General features: G+C 60.2%; 11 protein-coding genes, 1 tRNA gene and 2 pseudogenes. 7 read left to right on the top strand and 7 right to left on the bottom strand.

Going from position 1 to position 17,554, the window contains the following annotated elements; all coding sequences use genetic code 11:
- Positions 1-95: 95 nt before the first annotated feature.
- The 3 genes from RBH77_RS19010 to RBH77_RS19000 form a co-directional block, all read right to left on the bottom strand.
- Positions 96-935 carry an ExeA family protein gene (locus tag RBH77_RS19010; RefSeq protein ID WP_311029140.1) on the bottom strand — a complete coding sequence of 280 codons (840 nt, stop codon included), beginning with the start codon at positions 933-935 and terminating at the stop codon, positions 96-98.
- A 975-nt stretch (positions 936-1,910) separates the two neighbouring features.
- Complete coding sequence (locus RBH77_RS19005; RefSeq protein WP_311029139.1) at positions 1,911-2,573, bottom strand: hypothetical protein; 663 nt, start codon at positions 2,571-2,573, stop codon at positions 1,911-1,913.
- A 641-nt stretch (positions 2,574-3,214) separates the two neighbouring features.
- Positions 3,215-3,700: an XRE family transcriptional regulator gene (locus RBH77_RS19000; RefSeq protein ID WP_311029138.1), complete on the bottom strand. Its 486-nt coding sequence runs from the start codon at positions 3,698-3,700 to the stop codon at positions 3,215-3,217.
- Positions 3,701-3,806: 106 nt separating this feature from the next.
- Here RBH77_RS19000 and RBH77_RS18995 point away from each other — a divergent pair.
- Both RBH77_RS18995 and RBH77_RS18990 read left to right on the top strand, forming a co-directional pair.
- Positions 3,807-4,965 (top strand): annotated as a pseudogene (locus tag RBH77_RS18995) (DDE-type integrase/transposase/recombinase); the annotation flags it as partial.
- A gap of 206 nt (positions 4,966-5,171) precedes the next feature.
- Positions 5,172-5,792, top strand: a complete 621-nt coding sequence (locus tag RBH77_RS18990) for a hypothetical protein (RefSeq protein ID WP_311029136.1) — start codon at positions 5,172-5,174, stop codon at positions 5,790-5,792.
- 706 nt (positions 5,793-6,498) lie between these two features.
- On the opposite strand, the pseudogene RBH77_RS24080 reads toward RBH77_RS18990, so the two are convergent.
- A pseudogene (locus RBH77_RS24080) lies at positions 6,499-6,679 on the bottom strand (IS91 family transposase); the annotation flags it as partial.
- A 103-nt stretch (positions 6,680-6,782) separates the two neighbouring features.
- Here RBH77_RS24080 and RBH77_RS24075 point away from each other — a divergent pair.
- The 3 genes from RBH77_RS24075 to RBH77_RS18975 all read left to right on the top strand — a co-directional run bounded on the left by RBH77_RS24075 (position 6,783) and on the right by RBH77_RS18975 (position 8,475).
- Positions 6,783-6,947 carry a hypothetical protein gene (locus RBH77_RS24075; RefSeq protein WP_442920457.1) on the top strand — a complete coding sequence of 55 codons (165 nt, stop codon included), beginning with the start codon at positions 6,783-6,785 and terminating at the stop codon, positions 6,945-6,947.
- Positions 6,948-7,486: 539 nt separating this feature from the next.
- Positions 7,487-7,563 (top strand) — tRNA-Pro (locus tag RBH77_RS18980).
- Positions 7,564-7,743: 180 nt separating this feature from the next.
- On the top strand, positions 7,744-8,475 hold the full coding sequence (locus tag RBH77_RS18975; protein ID WP_311029134.1) for a DUF502 domain-containing protein: 732 nt from the start codon (positions 7,744-7,746) through the stop codon (positions 8,473-8,475).
- Here the strand turns inward: RBH77_RS18975 and recG are convergent.
- The gene (recG, locus tag RBH77_RS18970) at positions 8,427-10,535 is read right to left on the bottom strand and encodes an ATP-dependent DNA helicase RecG (protein WP_311029133.1); all 2,109 of its coding nucleotides are present in this window, start codon (positions 10,533-10,535) and stop codon (positions 8,427-8,429) included. The two genes, RBH77_RS18975 and recG, sit on opposite strands and share 49 nt — an antisense overlap.
- A gap of 276 nt (positions 10,536-10,811) precedes the next feature.
- Between recG and RBH77_RS18965 the strand changes: the two genes are divergently transcribed.
- Positions 10,812-11,096, top strand: a complete 285-nt coding sequence (locus RBH77_RS18965) for a succinate dehydrogenase assembly factor 2 (RefSeq protein WP_311029132.1) — start codon at positions 10,812-10,814, stop codon at positions 11,094-11,096.
- A 10-nt stretch (positions 11,097-11,106) separates the two neighbouring features.
- On the top strand, positions 11,107-14,607 hold the full coding sequence (gene mfd, locus RBH77_RS18960; protein ID WP_311029131.1) for a transcription-repair coupling factor: 3,501 nt from the start codon (positions 11,107-11,109) through the stop codon (positions 14,605-14,607).
- Positions 14,608-14,625: 18 nt separating this feature from the next.
- Here the strand turns inward: mfd and RBH77_RS18955 are convergent, their stop codons facing one another.
- Together RBH77_RS18955 and RBH77_RS18950 are read right to left on the bottom strand one after the other, a co-directional pair.
- A complete protein-coding gene (locus tag RBH77_RS18955; protein ID WP_311029130.1) occupies positions 14,626-15,309 on the bottom strand; it encodes a DsbA family oxidoreductase in 684 nt (227 codons plus the stop codon).
- Positions 15,310-15,321: 12 nt separating this feature from the next.
- Positions 15,322-17,124 carry an extracellular solute-binding protein gene (locus RBH77_RS18950; RefSeq protein WP_311029129.1) on the bottom strand — a complete coding sequence of 601 codons (1,803 nt, stop codon included), beginning with the start codon at positions 17,122-17,124 and terminating at the stop codon, positions 15,322-15,324.
- Positions 17,125-17,554: the final 430 nt, after the last annotated feature.

The raw sequence follows: 17,554 nt of genomic DNA, 5'->3' as shown, positions 1-17,554 counted from the left end.
AGGCTTTTTCTTGCTATTCTTTGGAGAATTTAAAGAAGCCTGAGCGTTGTCGGAGGCCGATGCGATGCGTTCTTGGTCAGCCCCGGGCCACTTCCCTAAAGCGGCTTTACCGCTGACGGCAGCGGGAAAACACCATACTGGCGCTTATCATTAAGCACCTGTTGCACAATATCAGCCGTGATAATCGGTTCTTCCATCGCATAGCCATACATAAGCGAGGTGTCACATAGAATATTGATCAGGCGTGGCGTGCCTCGTGTCGCGGAAGAAATGAGATGGTAGGCGTCATCGGCGAACAATCGCCGGTTCGCGCCCGCTGTTTTCAGCCGATGATCGATGTAGTGACTTACATCACCATGCTCGAGCAGAGCCAGGTGGAAATCGGAGGAAATCCGTTGAACGAATTGCGTCAGTTCGGGAGCACTGAGAAGTTGCTTCAGTTCGGGCTGACCACTGAGAATAATTTGCAGCAGTTCCTGCTCATGGGTGTTGATATTCGAAAGCATCCGTAGTTCTTCAAGCGTATCGGTGCCAAGGTTTTGTGCCTCGTCAATGATAAGTACGTTGCGCTTGCCCTCATGATGAGCCTTGGACAGAAACGTTTCAAAGCGCTTGTAGAGGGATACGTAGGACTGGTCTTCGTACTCCTGATCAAATGCCATGAGCACCCACTGCAACAGTTCGCCGCGCCCACCCTGAACGTTGCTGAGCAAGGCGACGTTCATATGGACCGGAAGCTTACCTAGTAGCTGCCGTATAAGAGTAGTTTTTCCGGCGCCGATTTCCCCCGTGATAACCGTAAAACCAGCGTGGTTCGCGATACCATATTGCAACATGGCGAACGCCATGCTGTGTGGCTTGGCCCAATAGATGAAAGTTGGGTCCGGAACGACCGCAAAAGGCGCGCTCTTGAGGCCGTAATAGGAATAGTACACGCTCTATCTCAATTCTAGGCGGCTAGATCAGAAGCCGCCGTTTCATTTCTCTTCCCGAGAAGAGGTCTATCGGCGCGTTTTCGCGCGCGCAATATAGACTGACCAACGTGGTGAAGATTTTGAGGGTAGCCTGCCCCTATGAGATATCCAGTTTCAGTCTTAATGCATGACGGGCTCAACAGCCATATCGGAGCGACCAATGATTGAGCTGCTCCACGGTGTGGTGTAGGCTGTAGAATGGTCTCCGCTGCCGGTGGTTTGTAGTCAGAGCGATGAGTGTGGCCGCTTGGTGTTGTCCTGATGCGGAACGGCACCCAGCGAGCCATCGACAATGTGACCGATATGACGATAGTCATCGTCTCGGAGCTTTGCGTCGAAGTGCTCGAACAAGGACTGAACGCAAAAAAACTTCTAAATGCAATCTGCCGAACTCGTTTTACTGTTGCCATTTCTCCTGGGCGGCTGATATTCTCATTCGTACTCGTCCGCCCTCGGTGAACTGTCACGTAGTTCGGATCCCTGAGGAAAGTGAATCAAGTCATGACGTTGGCTTTATTAGCCTATCTAGCGATTGTCTTGATTTTCTTCATCTCCACGCTCAGCGAGGGAATTGAGAAACAAGCCCAGTGGGACGCTTACAGAATAGCAGGCCTTGTTGCCTGCTTCTTCTGGCCATGCGTTCTTTTACTTGGGATTCGTGCAGCCCTATTGGTGCCGGCTGATAGAGAATAGGATGGCTCCGGTGTAGCAACAAACGTCGCTGCAAACGGCTGCGATCAAAAGTCCGGTTGTCTTGACTTCTCTGCAATCAAGACGGAATGTTGCGGCCATCGTGGCTCTTTCATATGGGAGATGGTCGACCCGATTGCTGCTATACCGATATCTTGGGGGAGGGGAGCCATGAACATATGCAGAGGGCCGGTCCTTCGACCGACCCTTCTATCAAATTTCAAACTTCCAAACTAGCGTTGACTTTCAGGCCCTTTTCCTGAGCCCAGTCATAGCCAACAGGCCAGCGAGACCACTCAGCAGCAACAAAGCCGTAGCGGGCAGTGGCACCACGGTTCCTTCCACATGAAGCACAGAAGGATCACCATTCGCTGCGGCATAAATCAGCCGGAACGAACCGCCGTCAAAAGTGAATGGGGTGGTAATCTGAGTCGTTGGCCCCGCGGATGACGCTGTCTCCACATTGTCGTCGAAGAACGTCATGCCGTCATCATGCGAAATCATGCCGGTCCCACTGACAATCGCATTGAAGGCGGTCGCCTTAATGTCAAAGAGCGTAGTCGTACCGAATTGATTATCGCCACTACCTGCCCCCCTGCTCAAGGTATAACTTGAAAGATCAACGCCGACCGGCACCGTATAGGAACCGCTTCCAGTATTGAGAAATTCCGCAATGCTGGGGGCTCCTGATGCGGTGTCCGTTTTAAAGTCAAGTGCACCAGTATAGGTAATGGTTGTCAATTTCGTATGCGACGAAATATTCAACTCCGTTGCCGAAGCTTCCGCGGAATTATGTCCGGCATCATAATTATAGATATCTATCATGAACGTGCCGCTGACCGTTGCGGCATGCGCAGCCCCTGCCGCAACTGATGTCGCCAACGCCAACCCTAATGCCCAAGCTTTCATCGGGATAATCCCCCTAAACCGCACAAACCGCATCTTAACCTTTGGTAAACTATCCTTCTACATCGACCGCGTCAAGCGCTATCCTTGTATTTCATTGGCTTTGTTCGTCTTGGGGTGGTGGGGGCAAAGGACAAACGGAACCATTGTCGGGTCTGCGCTACAAGCCGTATCGGAAATGTTGAAAATATAAAGCAAAGCAACCCGTCTATTAGAACAGATTTCGACCGTAATGAATCGGAAGGGAGCCTCCTTACTGGCGGCAGTCTGCTTCATCCCACCGGGGGGAATTGAGGGCTAGTATAGATGGGCCAACCTATCTCGATGGATATACTCGCGGTTTCCCGCGCGAGCTGCAAACCTTGCGTACGTCGCTCATCGACGCATGAATGGTTTGTCGGAAACATCGATACGTCTCGAGCCGTCGTGTTGAATAAAACGGCATGACGCTCATCGAATCGTTTCTCTAGCGGGCCGGAAAATCATCCGAAGTTTCTGCACCTGTTTGACCGTGGGCGGAGGATATGAATCTCAGGACGCGAGCCTGATCACCTCGAGCCAGAACCGCTCGTTAGGGGTGATCTCGTGGTCACGGATATGGGTGATTTGCTGCCAGACTTCGGCAAACGAGTCCTGATTGCCACTCATTTGCCAAAGATTCCACGAATGGCCGATCGTGCCTTTGAAGTCAGGTTCGGATTGGTGTGATCGGACGCCCGACGGATTTCCTCGAGCCACGCGACTTCGTTCTCGGTAACCAAGGTTCCAAAGATTTGACGTACAGCCAGTTCGGTCGTGTCGCTGCCGCGTTGCTCGATCGCCAACTGGAAGAGCATCACGGGATCGCATGTAAGAGCCGTGGCTAGAGCCGATACCCTGTCGAGGGGCAACTTGGCCGTGCCGGCCTTGATCATGGCGAGCATGTTCGGATTGACGAAGCCTGCCTCGCTGGCGATCGCGGTCTGGGTCTTCTTCGGCCTTAGCTCCAGAATGCGTTTCTGAAGATATTTCGCGAGCCTGGTGGCCGCGTACGGCCTCCCCTTACGGTTACTCATCATCGTCGTCCTCTGAAATTGCAGCATCGATGCGCTGCTGATTTCGTTATAGCGACGGCCTGTCGGGGATTTCATGGGATCTGGCGGGATAAAAAGCTATCGTTGCGGCTTTATGCGCAGAGCGGCTTCCAGCCCCGGCGCTATCTATAAATCTCGTGCTTTGTGAGGGGAAGCGAGCGCCCGGTGCCAAGGCATCGCCCAGAGCCTGTATTACACTTGGTCGAAGGAGTTCATGGAAGCCGGCAAGCGTCGGCTGGCCGGTGACACCGCCCGTGCCGCGACCACCAGCGAAGGGGCTGCGGCGAGAGTCCCGCTCCCTGAAAGAGGCCGCCGCCGATCCAACGCTCGAGAACCTGCTGCTTGCTGCTTAAAGAGAACATAATCGCAGATGGGGACGACGAAGAAGTGCCCCGTATCCGATTAGCTCGAGATCGTCAGGATCGTCGCGCAGTCACAACTCCCGGCGAAGCCGACCTTCCACCAGTTGAGTGTTGCGCGCCGGCTTTCACAGCTGGTATGGCCGCTGTCGCAAAGGGGTCCCGAAGCGCTGGAGGACCGGTCCTCGGCGCCGAGCCGGGTGTGGAACCGCCGCATCCTGGTAGGTATCCATGTTCAGATCATCGAACTGGCGCTGGGACAGGCCGAGCTGAGCCCCCCGCGAGTTGACCATGCGCTTCACCGGCGAGAGTGCTATACTTCGTGTCGGGATCCTCGGTTTATCGCCTGCTCAAGGCCTATGACCTGACCACCAGCTCGGCCTTCATAGTCATCAAAGCCGCTGACGAGTTCCCCGACAAGACGACAGCGCCGAACCGGCGCAGGCAGACCGATTTTACCTATCTGAAGATCATCGGCGGAGGGTCTATCTGTCGACAACCCTCGACGACTTCTCCCGCTACATCATCTCCTGGAAGCTGTGCACCACCATGAAGGCCGAGGGATGTCACCGACACGCATGGCGTTGCAGACTTCCGATTGCGACAGCGCCAAGGTGGTGCAGCGGCCTCGGCTCCTGTCTGACAATGTTCCGTTCTACGTATCGTCCGATCGCGCCGCCTGGCCATCCGTAAAGGGCATGAAGCATACGCGCGGCGCTCCATGCCATCTCCAGACCCAGGGCAAGATCGAGCGCTGGCATCAGGCGCTGAAGAACCGCGTCCTGCTGGAAAACTACATGCCGGGTGATCTCGAGCGGCAGATCGTGGCCTTCGTCGAACACTACAACCACCGCCGCTACCATGAGAGCCGCGGCAATCTCACTCCTGCCGACGTCTGCCTCGGGCGGTGACATCGTCACACTGGAAAGGGAAAGCATCAAACACGAAACCATCAGACAATGACGCTTGCTTGCTTCATCGAGAAGCGGCCGCCCAAAATGACAACCCTGATAGGCCAGAGCCTCCGTTAGCTCACCATGCTAATTGTCTCAAAAAGTCTGACGGCGAACAAAGTGCACATTGGTAATATGACTTGGCAGTCAAGTGGGCGTTATTCGGCATTCTGAAAACAGGACTCGCATTAGCCTTAAGGAAGTGTTACTCACCTATTGTTTTCCGCGAGTGCTGATCGTTATGCGATTTTGGGGGTAGAAATGAAAGCCTTGAAAATTCTGTTGATTGCTGCGGGAATCGCAGCGGCGTCGGCTTCATCAGCAAGTGCTTCAACGACTTACGCGACACTTGTTGATTACAATCCGGTTGGAACCATTGCTGCCGACCGTTCGGTTCCCTCCAACGCCCTGGGGCCGTCGGACGGCCTGTTTCTGTCGCTTGGTCTTACCGGCTCTGCGGTGTTCTCATTCGGTACGGATTTCACTGGTCCTGCGGCCGTGGTGGAAGTGACAAATGGAAACCGCAGTGACTATCTTGAAACAGCTCAGGTTTGGGGAGGGACCTCGTACGATCCGGGGACGAACAGCCTTGCTAGCTTCGCTTTGTTGGGCGTCATCAACAATAGCCTTCCTACTGCCATACTGGCGTTTACTGGGATCTACAAGTACCTCGCAATCGTCGATACGTCGTCTGGTGCTGGTCGCGACGGCTTTGACATTGACTCGGTCAGTGTGTCAGCCGTGCCGCTCCCAGCCGGGGTTGTGCTTCTTGGCTCCGGTGTTGCGTTGCTCGGGTTCGTTGGTCGGCGGCGGAAGCGAACGGCAGTCGCTGCCTAACTCACTAGCGCATTTGCTCGTTTTAGAGGCGCTACTTCAGCGCCTCTTGCCTTTTTTGCACGCGATTGGGATTGCAGAACTCGATCATATTCACAAGGCCGCCCGCCAATTCGGACAGTCGGCTGTATGGTAGCGCCATTGCCGCTAGTTGCAGCACTGAAATACATAGTAATCGGACGCGAAATGGCTGCTTCTGACTAGCCAGCGCTCGAAGCGCCGGCCGGCGTACGAAAGTCCCCAACGAGGGAACCCGCGGTCCACAGCCGGTGGTTATGGAGATTTCGCGTTTCTGCTGATGTCACCGATGGTACGACCACGGCCGGGAGGCACGGGGATGGATGCGGACAGGCCGCTTCGTTGCGCCTGCATGCGGTGTTGTCGGAATAGTGAGCGGCTAGGCGCGGTCCTGTCGCCGTCGGATGTGGAGCAGGAAGCGGCGAATGAACTCGTCGGTCCGAGGATATGACTTGCTGGCGATCGGTGCCGAAACCGATGAGTCGCCGGTTGCGCGACCCAGTGTGTGTAGCGGGCGAGATAGGCGAGCACGGGTTCCGGCCCGATGGAAGGGCGGCTTGGCATAGAGACCACCTAACGCTTCCTCCGAACCGGAGACAGGTCACGCATGAAGACCTGTCTCTTCTCTAGGTCCGCCATCGTGCCAGAGAAGGTGAGCATTTTGGACAATGCGGTTGCGGCAGCTGTTCTAGGCGAAGCGCCATTGCCGTAGTCATCGCAGGCTTCGACGTGACCGCCGAGCGCAGTGATGTGGCAGTGCTCGGTCACTGACATCATTTTTAGCTGGATAAGGCTAAGGTGCCCAGCTTGAACGGCCCGGCAGCGGGACCGGTCGCACGAAAGATATCGGCGACCTCGATTGAGGCAGGCACGCCTCAGCCGTCGCATGACCTCGCCGGGTGTAAAGATACCAAGCTCGTCGAGCGGGCTGGTCACAGTGCGCACCGTGCGGGTCGCAATGTTAGTATAGAGCGGGTGCACGGGAACGCCGACCTCGCGCTGCTCGATCTGGAACCGCCGCAGATCATCCGTAACCGCCGTGTCGAACGCCCGCCCGAGGAATGTGGCGAAACGGCCGATATCGCGGATGTAGTTGCGCTTGGTCGCCATCGCGAAATGGCGCATGGTAATGTGGTTTAGCCGCTGGCGCAGTGGGCTGATCGGAGTGGCAGAAAGGGTCTCGGTCATCGTCGGGTCCCTCCTGGTTGAAAGGAGCTGGGATGGCCCGCACACGCCGGACCTTACCACTGGCACCGATCCCGCGCAGCGGGTTCGTTCCTTGGCCCACCACCGCCGTTCATTCAAGTCGCAGTGAATTTCTGCTTTACTCCTCCGCCTGAAGCCAACGGATTGACGGGCATTCGGTATTCCGCAGAGCGGTCATTCATTGCTTGGCGGATCCTGCAAATTTGCTCGGCGTGATCAAATGGGCTGGCCCGCCTGCTCATGTCAGATCCTGGATTAATACAATTGACCTGTTCACCCAGGGATTGGCTTTTTCCATCTCCTTACCCCTTCTCAACCTACGGGGCGAACAGATGTGGAACATTCGGTGTGATTTCCGGTGTGACTTTTGACCACGAAAGGCACACCGGGATACGTTTTGTTCTGTTTTCACGAATTTCGTCCACTTGGCCTCTTGCGTCAGAACCCTTGAGAATATAGGGCTTTGCGCGGTTCGGAGCGTAGCGCAGCCCGGTAGCGCACTTGACTGGGGGTCAAGGGGTCGTGGGTTCGAATCCCGCCGCTCCGACCATTTTTTTCGATTCATGTCGACCGCCAATGATGATCGAAGCCCTCTCGGGCTGCCCGTGCCGTTCTGGCGAGGCCAATAGGTCACATCATATTTCTGTGTGTATCCAAGCGCGATAGACTACCTTATGACTGTTTCTGCGCGGCAGGATATTGCCGGGCGGATGGAGGGGCTGACGGCCGAATGACACGTCTCAGGAATTATTTCCTCACAGGGTTCATAGTCTGTGCGCCACTGGCGATCACGATCTACATTGTCTGGTCGCTGATCGGGTGGGTCGATTCGTGGGTCAGGCCCTTCATTCCGCACCGCTATGACCCGGATGCCTACCTCGGGTTCCATATTCCAGGCTACGGGCTGGTCGTCGCCGTCGTCGGCATTACGCTGATCGGCTTCCTGACCGCGAACATCGTCGGGCGCAGCATCGTCTCGTTCGGCGAACGCCTCCTGAGCCGGATGCCGCTGGTGCGCGGCGTCTACAAGGCGCTGAAGCAGATCTTCGAGACGGTCCTGTCGAACAAGAGCGACATGTTCCGCACGGTCGGCATGGTCGAGTATCCGCGCAAGGGCGTGTGGTCGATCGTCTTCGTCGCCGGGGAAAAGGAGACGGAGATCAACGCCAAGCTCGATCCCGAAGGCGATCCGCTGCTTGCCGTCTTCATGCCTTGCACGCCCAACCCGACGACCGGCTTCCTCATGTATGTGCCGAAATCGGAAGTCGTCATCCTCGACATGACGATCGAGGACGGCGCCAAGCTGATCGTTTCGGCCGGGCTGGTCGCGCCGGACTACAAGAAGAAAGTCATCACCATGGCTGGCCAGACGATCGACGGCACGATCGCCAACCCGACATTGGCCGAAATAGCTCAGCCGGCGCGCAGCAAGCGCACCGCATCGTCGCGCCCGAACAGGTAGAGCAGCGTCCGCACCGCTTCCCCGCGCGGGGAAGTGAGTTCCGGGTCGCGGGCAAGCAGAAGCCTCGCGTCGTCGCGCGCCGTCTCGAGCATGTCGGCATGCTCCTCGATGCGCGCGACAAGAAAGCTCGGCGCGCCGGATTGCCGCGTGCCGAGCAACTCGCCTTCACCGCGCAATTTCAGGTCTTCCTCGGCAATGACGAAACCGTCCTCGGTCTGGCGCATGACTTCCAGCCGGCGGCGCGCGACCTCGCCGAGCGGCGCCTTGTAGAGAAGCACGCAGGTGGAAGCGCGGTCGCCACGCCCGACGCGGCCGCGCAATTGATGGAGCTGCGCCAGCCCGAAGCGTTCCGCATGCTCGATGACGATGATGGTAGCGTCCGGCACGTCGATGCCGACCTCGATCACCGTCGTGCCGACGAGGATGCGCGTCTCTCCGTTCTTGAAGGCGAGCATCGCGGCGTCTTTGTCGCGCCCGGCCATGCGGCCATGGATCAGGCCGACCGCATCGCCGAATTCGTTGCGGAGAGTGGCGGCGCGGTCCTCGGCCGAGGTCAACTCGATCTCTTCGGATTCCTCGACCAGCGGGCATATCCAGTAGATTTTCTGGCCTTCGGCGATCGCTGTGTGGATGCGGCCGATAAGTTGGTTGAGACGCTCGAACGGCAGCGTAACGGTGGTGATCGGTCGGCGTCCGGCGGGCTTTTCGGTGAGGCGCGAAACGTCCATGTCGCCGAAGGCGGTGAGCACCAGCGTGCGTGGGATCGGCGTCGCGGTCATCACCAGCATGTCCGGGGCGTCGCCCTTGGCGGTCATGGCGAGGCGCTGGTGGACACCGAAGCGGTGCTGTTCGTCGATAATGGCAAGCACAAGATCGTGGAAGGCGACGTGCTCCTGGAACAACGCATGCGTGCCGACGACAAAATGGATAGACCCGTCGGCGAGACCGGAGAGCACTGTCTCCCGGTCCCGGCCCTTTTCGCGCCCGGTCAGGATCGCCGTCTTGAGCCCGGCCTGTTCGGCAAGCGGCGCGATGGTGGCGAGATGCTGGCGGGCGAGGATTTCGGTCGGCGCCATCAACGCCGCCTGTCCGCCGGCTTCCGCCGCCCGCGCCATGGCGAGCAGTGCAACCACCGTCTTGCCGGAGCCGACATCGCCCTGGAGCAGTCGCAGCATGCGTTCCGGCTTGGTAAGATCGGCGTGGATTTCGGCGAGCGCCTGTTCCTGGGAGCGGGTCAACGAGTAGGGCAGCGCCGCGCGTATCTTCGCTTCCAGTGCGCCGTCGCCTTGCAGAGCGCGGCCGGACAACCGGCGCGTCCGTGCGCGCACCAGCGCCAGCGCGACCTGGCCGGCAAGGAACTCGTCATAGGCAAGCCGCCGCCATGCGGCATTCTGCGGAGAGGCATCGATGGGGTCCGTCGGGTTGTGGATGCGCTTCAGCGCAAGATCGAAGGCCGGGAATGTCTGGCGGCGGAGGATTTCCGCGTCCTGCCATTCCGGCATTTCGGGCAGGCGCCCCAGCGCCTGGCCGATCGCCCGCCGCAACGTTTTCGGCGAGAGCCCGGCGGTCAGTGGGTAGACCGGCTCGATCAGCGGCAGGCTGTCAGCTTCCTCGGCGGATGCGATGTGGTCCGGATGCACCATCGAGGGTCGCCCGTTGAACCATTCCATCCGCCCCGAAACGACGATCTCCGCGCCGACCGGCATGATCTTTTCCAGCCATGGTCCATTGGCGTGGAAGAAGGTCAGCGCGATCTCGCCCGTCTCGTCGAACGCATAGACGCGATAAGGCACCGACCGCTTGCCACGCGGCGCCGGCTGGTGGCGGTCTACCGTTAATTCCAGCGTCACGATCTGCCCCTCCGCCGCTTGCGCGATGCCCGGCCGGCTGCGCCTGTCGATGACGGAATTGGGCAGGACGAAGAGAAGATCGCCGACCCTCGCTTCGCGCGTGCCAAGGTCTGCCGGCACGATATTCTCCAGCATCGCCACGACCTTCGGCCCCACGCCCTCGAGCGAAGTGGCCGGCGCGAACAGCGGATCGAGAAGGGCAGGGCGCATGACCGAAGGTGTAACGGCTAAGGGCCCTTACGCAACAGGTGTCAACCGTTAACCCAATGATTTCACTACATTTCTTCCTTGTATAATAAAAGCAAAACGCCTAAATTGGAAATGTCGCGTACGATGATGGACATCCCAAACGGAACGCAAGTTCGATAGGCGCGCGGATCGAAACCTTGTCTAATAGTATGAGTGTGTCATATGGGCCCCCGCAACCTTCTTTCGGGGGCCCCGTCGTTTGAGGTCCAATGATATTGGAGCTATGCAAGAGGATTTATGGCCGGAAACCCCTCCAATCAGAACCTCGACCCTCGCCGGCGCAAGGCGCTTTTCCGCTCCTGGCATCGCGGCATGCGCGAGGTGGACCTTATCCTGGGCGGCTTCGCCGATGCTGAGATCGCGTCCTTGACCGATGCGGAACTGGACCAATATGAAGAGCTTCTCGGCGTGCCGGACGGCGATCTCTTGCGATGGGTCACCGGCGAGCGCCCCGTTCCCGAAACCTACCGGAATCCCGTCATGATGCGGATATTGGCAAGCCGGCGATCGATATTCGTCTGAAACGCCACCTATGACACTGATCAATTCAATCGGGCTGAAGAACCGCGCGGCGTCCGTGATCGTGGACGGCGTGGCCGACGGCTATGAGGCTTTCGCGCTTGCCGAAGCCGCCATGGAAGCGGCGCCCGACGGGCCGCTGGTCTTCGTCGCCCGCGACGGGCAGCGTCTGCCTTCGCTTGTCGAGGCGCTTGCCTTCGCCGCGCCGGGGCTTCCAATCCTCGAACTGCCGGGCTGGGATTGCCTGCCTTATGACCGCGTTTCGCCTGGCGCCGGCGTGTCGGCACAGCGCCTTGAGGCGATGGTGCGAATGGCGGCGCTCCGCAGAAAACCGCATCGGGCGCTGATCCTGACCACCGCCAACGCGCTCCTGCAGCGGATGCCACCCGCCGAAGCGATCGAGGCGCAGGGATTTTCCGCCCGCCCCGGCAACCAGGTCGACATGAACCAGTTCATCGAGCGGCTGGAGCGAAACGGCTTCGAGCGCGTCTCGACGGTGCGCGAGGTCGGCGAATACGCGGTGCGCGGCGGCATCCTCGATCTCTTCGCGCCCGGAAGTGCCGAGGCGCTCCGGCTCGACTTCTTCGGCGATACGCTGGAATCGATCCGCGCCTTCGACGTAGCTTCCCAGCGCACCACCGGCCAGCGCGACCGCATCGCGCTTGAAAGCATGAGCGAGGTGTCTCTGACGGAAGAGAATATCGCCCGCTTCCGTCGCCAGTATATCGAAGCGTTCGGGGCTCCGTCCCGCGACGACGCGCTCTATGCCGCAATCAGCGAGGGAAGGCGCTTTGCCGGGATGGAGCACTGGCTTCCTTTCTTCTACGACGGGCTGCAAACGGTGTTCGACTACCTGCCGGATGCGCCGTTCGTCTTCGACCATCTGGCACATGAAGCGCTTGCCGAGCGTCATGCGCTGGTCCTCGATCACTATGAGGCGCGCAGGGAACAATCGGAGGCTTCGCCGCTCGGCGAATCGGTTCCCTACAAGCCGGTTGCGCCCGAAAAGCTTTTCCTCTCTCCCGATGCGGTGGCCGATTTCCTGAAGGCGCGCCTGTCGGTCGAATTCAGCCCGTTCGATGCTCCGGAAGCATCGGACCGCAAGGTGCTTCACGCCGGATCGAGGGCAGGGCGTTCCTTCGCCGAAGAGCGCGCCAATCCGTCCATCAACGTCTTTGCGCGCGCCGTCGACTATATCGGCAATCTGAGGGCCGCGAAGAAGCGTGTTGTCGTCGCCGGCTGGAGCGAGGGTTCGCTCGACCGGCTCTCGCAGATCCTGGCCGAGCATGACCTTGGCAATGTCGCCCCGGTCGAAACGCTGGCCGGGCTGGACAAGCTGCCGCCTGAAAAGGTCGGGCTCGCGGTCTTGCCAGTCGAATCGGGCTTCGAGACGGAGAAGCTGGTGCTGGTCGCCGAGCAGGATATCCTCGGCGACCGGCTGATCCGTCGCGCCAAGCGCCGGAAGCGCGGCGCCGATTTTATCGCCGAGGTCGGTGCGCTCGCGGTCGGCGATATCGTCGTGCATGCCGATCACGGCATCGGCCGCTTCACCGGCCTGCGCACGATCGAGGCGGCCGGCGCGCCGCATGATTGCCTCGAGATCCTCTATGCGGGCGACGACCGGCTATTCCTGCCGGTCGAGAACATCGAGCTTCTGTCGCGCTTCGGCTCGGATTCCGAAGGCGTGATGCTCGACAAATTGGGTGGCGTCGCCTGGCAGTCGCGAAAGGCGAAGCTGAAGCGTCGCCTTCTGGAGATCGCCGGGCAGCTTATCCATATCGCCGCTGAACGCCAGATGCGTTCCGCGCCGAAGATGCTGCCGCCGCACGGCCTTTACGGCGAGTTCGCCGCGCGCTTCCCCTATGACGAGACGGACGACCAGCAGACCGCGATCGAGGCGGTGCAGGACGACCTTGCCGCCGGCAAGCCGATGGATCGGCTGATCTGCGGCGATGTCGGTTTCGGCAAGACGGAAGTGGCGCTGCGTGCGACCTTCCTCGCTGCCATGGACGGGTTCCAGGTCGCGGTGGTGGTGCCGACGACGCTGCTCGCGCGCCAGCATTTCAAGACCTTCTCGCAACGCTTCGCCGGCCTGCCGGTGAAGGTGCGCCAGGCCTCGCGCCTAGTCGGCTCGAAGGAATTGGCCGAGAACAAGAAGGGGATCGAAGACGGCACCGTCGATATCGTCGTCGGCACCCATGCCCTGCTCGGCAAGTCCATTTCCTTCAGGAATCTCGGCCTTCTCGTCATCGACGAGGAGCAGCATTTCGGCGTCAAGCACAAGGAACGGCTGAAGGAACTGAAGAGCGAGGTCCACGTGCTGACGCTCTCCGCCACGCCGATCCCGCGCACGCTGCAACTGGCGCTGACGGGGGTGCGCGAATTGTCGCTCATCACGACGCCGCCGGTGGACCGCATGGCGGTGCGCACCTTCATCTCGCCCTTCGACGCGCTGGTGATCCGCGAGACGCTTCTGCGCGAGCGCTATCGCGGCGGCCAGAGCTTTTATGTCGTGCCGCGCATTTCCGACCTCGCGGAAGTCCATGATTTCCTGTCGCGTTCCGTGCCCGAACTGAAGGTCGCGGTGGCGCATGGGCAGCTTCCGGCCGGCGAACTCGACGACATCATGAACGCCTTCTATGACGGGCAGTACGACGTGCTTTTGTCGACCACCATCGTCGAATCCGGCCTCGACATCCCCACCGCCAACACGCTGATCGTGCATCGGGCCGACATGTTCGGGCTGGCGCAGCTCTACCAGCTTCGCGGCCGGGTAGGGCGCTCGAAACTCAGGGCCTATGCGCTGTTCACGCTGCCCGCCAGGCGCAAGCTGACCGGTATGGCGGAGCGGCGGCTGAAAGTGCTGCAATCGCTTGACACGCTCGGCGCCGGCTTCCAGCTTGCCAGCCACGACCTCGACATTCGCGGCGCCGGCAATCTTCTGGGCGAGGAGCAGTCGGGCCATATCAAGGAGGTCGGCTTCGAACTCTACCAGCAGATGCTGGAAGAGGCGGTGGCCGAACTGCGCGGCGCGGACGAGCCGGTCGGCGCCGGCTGGTCGCCGCAGATCACCATCGGCACCGCCGTGATGATCCCGGAAAGCTACGTGCCCGACCTGCAACTCCGCATGGCGCTCTACCGGCGGCTGGCCGAGATCGAGAATACCGAGGATATCGATGCCTTCGGCGCCGAACTGATCGACCGCTTCGGCTCGCTGCCGCTGGAGGTCGAGCACCTCCTGAAGATCGTCTACATCAAGATCCTCTGCCATCGCGCCAATATCGAGAAGCTCGATGCCGGGCCGAAGGGCGTGGTCGTCCATTTTCGCAACAAGGAATTTTCTGATCCGGTGGCGCTGGTGCGCTTCATCGGCGAGCAGGGCTCGCTGGCGAAGATCCGGCCCGACCAGAGCGTCGTCCTCGTGCGCGACTGGCCGACGGCGGAAAAGCGGCTCTCCGGTTCGGCGGTCGTGGTGACGCAACTGGCTCGGCTGGCCGAGAAAGTCGCGGCGTAGGGAAGAAGCAGCCGGTCCTTACCCCGCCGCGCTGTCCAGTTCACCGCGTTCCTTGGCTTCGGACACTTTGCGGATGGCGTCGGCGAGTGCCGCCGTCTCCTGCGCGCCCATCACGGCATAGCGCCCCTCGATGAGGAAGCACGGCACGCCGGTGATGCCCATGCGACTGGCGGTGGCGATCTCGGTGCGGACCTCTTCCTTGTCGGCGTCGGTGGCTAGAAGCGTGCGCGCCACCGCTTCGTCCATGCCGCTTTCGCGCGCCGCCTCGATCAATACCTGATGATCGCCGATATTCTGGCCTTCTTCGAAATAAAGCTGGAACAGCCGGCGAGCCACCTTGCCCTGGATAGCGTCGCCGGCGCTGGCCGCCCAGCGGATCAGCCGGTGTGCGTCGAGCGTGTTGGGCGAGATTTTGATGGCATCGAAATCGAAGGCGATGCCTTCGGCTTTTCCCGTTTCCTCAAGCCTGGCGTGAATTTGCTGCAAGTGGTCGCCGTCGCCGAATTTCGCCCACATATATTCCTTGCGGTCCGTGCCCTCGGGCGGAATGGTCGGGTCGAGCTGGAACGGCCGCCAGCTTATGGAAACATCGATGTCCGGCAACGACGCGACGGCCTTGTCGAGCCGCTTCTGCCCGACGAAGCACCAGGGGCAGACCGCGTCGGAGACGACATCGATGGTGATTTCCTTGCCGGCATTCATTGTCTGACCTTCCTATCGACGCTTCCACCATGTCGGGAACTGGTAGCCATATAGGGATGTCTTTTCAGGATGCTCGTAATCCTTCCAGCGGGCAACCCATTGTGCCGGCGGATGATAGAGCGGCGCGACGTAGAAGCCGCTCAGAAGCACCCGGTCGAAGGCGCGGACAGCGGTGACGAACTGATCTTCTGTACGGGCTTCGAGGAGGTCGCCGATCAACCCGTCCACGGCCGGATCGGCGACGCCGGCGAAATTGTAGGTCCCGTCGAGATCGCGCGAGGCCGATCCCCAGCGCCCGACCTGCTCGGTTCCGGGCGAGAGCGACGACGGATAGTTCTGCAGGATGACGTCGAAATCGTAGGTCGATATGCGCTGCTGATATTGCGCGGTATCGGCGCTGCGGATCGACGCCTCGATGCCGAGCTTGGCGAGCGTCCGCTGCCAGACCATGGCGATCTGGTCGCCCGTATTGCCGTTGAGCAGGATCTCGAAGGTCAGCGGCTTGCCATCCGGCCCGACCATGCGGTGACCGTCGAGCCTGTAGCCGGCCGCCGTCAGCGTGTCGTAGCCTTTGCGCAGGAACGCCCGGTCATGGCCGCTGCCGTCCGAGGCCGGCGGCGACCATTTGCCCTCCATGATTTCGGGCGTGACGGCTTCAGGGTAGAGCTTCAGGAGCGCGCGCTCCGCCGGGCTCGCGGGAACACCGTCGGAAGCCAGCACCGAGCCGTCGAAATAGCTTTTCGTTCGTTCATAAGCGCCGGCGAACAGATTGCGGTTCGCCCATTCGAAGTCGAAAAGGCCCGCAAGCGCCTCGCGTACCTGCTTGTTCTTGAACACTTCTCGCCGTGTATTCATCACGAAGCCGAGCATGCCGGAGGGAAGGCCGGTCTCGAATGTGTCCCGTACGATGCGGCCGTCCTTGACGGCGGGGAAATCGTAATCCTCTTTCCATTTGAGTGGATCGCCCTCGACACGGACGTTGACGAGCCCTTTGCGGAAGGCCTGGAACATCGCGTTTTCGTCGCGGAAATAGTCGATACGGATCTCGTTGAAGTTGTCGAAACCGACCTTGGAGGGGATATCCTTGGCCCAATAGTCCGGGTTGCGCTTCAGTACGATCGCCTCGCCGGGGCGAATGGAGCCGTAGACATAGGGGCCGCTGCCGATCATCGGCTTCAGCGTCGATTTGTCGAAATTATCGGCGTCGGTCGCGTGCTTCGGCAGGACCGGCATCAGCCCGAGGATGAGCGGCAGTTCGCGGTCGGGCTGCTTGAAGGTGAAGCGCACGCCGTGTTCGCCCACCTGTTCCATCTTCGCGACCTTTTTCAGCGTGACGCCGTAGCGCGGATAGCCCTTTTCGCCGAGAAGCTTGACCGTGAAGAGCACGTCTTCCGGCGTGACCGGCGTGCCGTCGGAAAAGCGCGCCCGCTCGTCGAGCGTGAATTCGACATAGCTGCGGGCGTCGTCCGTCTCGACGCTCTTGGCGACGAGCGGATAGAGCGTGAACGGCTCGTCATAGGAGCGCTGCATCAGGCTGTCATAGACATTGTAGCCGTACTGCAGGTCCACAATACCGCGTGCGGCGGTGCCCTCGACGATGAAGGGATTGACGCTGTCGAAGGTGCCGGGGGCGCCATAGTCGATGCGACCGCCCTTGGGCGCGTCGGGGTCGGCGTAGGGAAAATGCGTGAAATTCTCCGGCAGCGCCGGGTCGCCGTGCATGGCGATGGCGTAGGATGGTTGCGCGACGGCGCTCGTGGTCGACGGAACAACAAGGGCGAGAGCGAGAAGCGTCGCGCGTAGCAGGCAGCGCATTGCGGTTCTCCGGGAGATTGCGCGCGAGTTGATTCGTTCCGGACCTTATCATGTCAGGTAAGGTGGGGCATGGAGGGCGGAGTGTCCTTGCCTGAAGCTCATTGCTGTTGTGGACATCCTTTCCTGTCCTCCGCCCCTTATGATCTTTCCGTATCTATCATCGTGCACGCTCCGTCCTCGCCACGCTGCCTTCCGGCCCTGGTTACTGAAAGTCGGGAAGCGGGGCACGAGGCCGTGCCTTCCGAATTAAAACAGGTGGCGCGACAATCGCGCCCCGCCGGCGATTTCTGTTCCCACCTGTTCCGCTGCTCCCGAAGCGCTCTTCTGCCTCGGGTCTGTGTGCCTTCTACCGGCACGCAGGGGTCATAGTGCCCCCAGGGGAACCTCCAGACGGAACCTCCCCGGCCGTGATGCCACGTCGGCATCACGG

Source organism: Mesorhizobium koreense (assembly GCF_031656215.1).
GTDB lineage: Bacteria > Pseudomonadota > Alphaproteobacteria > Rhizobiales > Rhizobiaceae > Mesorhizobium_L > Mesorhizobium_L koreense.
Note: the sequence above shows the minus strand (reverse complement) of the source record. Positions and strands in the feature narration are given on the sequence as shown.

Bases quoted from the DNA above. Each gene is read 5' to 3' on its own strand.
- mfd (WP_311029131.1), top strand. From the start codon at position 11,107: ATGACACTGATCAATTCAATCGGGCTGAAGAACCGCGCGGCGTCCGTG.
- RBH77_RS18965 (WP_311029132.1), top strand. From the start codon at position 10,812: ATGGCCGGAAACCCCTCCAATCAGAACCTCGACCCTCGCCGGCGCAAG.
- recG (WP_311029133.1), bottom strand. From the start codon at position 10,535: ATGCGCCCTGCCCTTCTCGATCCGCTGTTCGCGCCGGCCACTTCGCTC.
- RBH77_RS19005 (WP_311029139.1), bottom strand. From the start codon at position 2,573: ATGAAAGCTTGGGCATTAGGGTTGGCGTTGGCGACATCAGTTGCGGCA.
- RBH77_RS18975 (WP_311029134.1), top strand. From the start codon at position 7,744: ATGACACGTCTCAGGAATTATTTCCTCACAGGGTTCATAGTCTGTGCG.
- RBH77_RS18955 (WP_311029130.1), bottom strand. From the start codon at position 15,309: ATGAATGCCGGCAAGGAAATCACCATCGATGTCGTCTCCGACGCGGTC.
- RBH77_RS19000 (WP_311029138.1), bottom strand. From the start codon at position 3,700: ATGAAATCCCCGACAGGCCGTCGCTATAACGAAATCAGCAGCGCATCG.
- RBH77_RS18950 (WP_311029129.1), bottom strand. From the start codon at position 17,124: ATGCGCTGCCTGCTACGCGCGACGCTTCTCGCTCTCGCCCTTGTTGTT.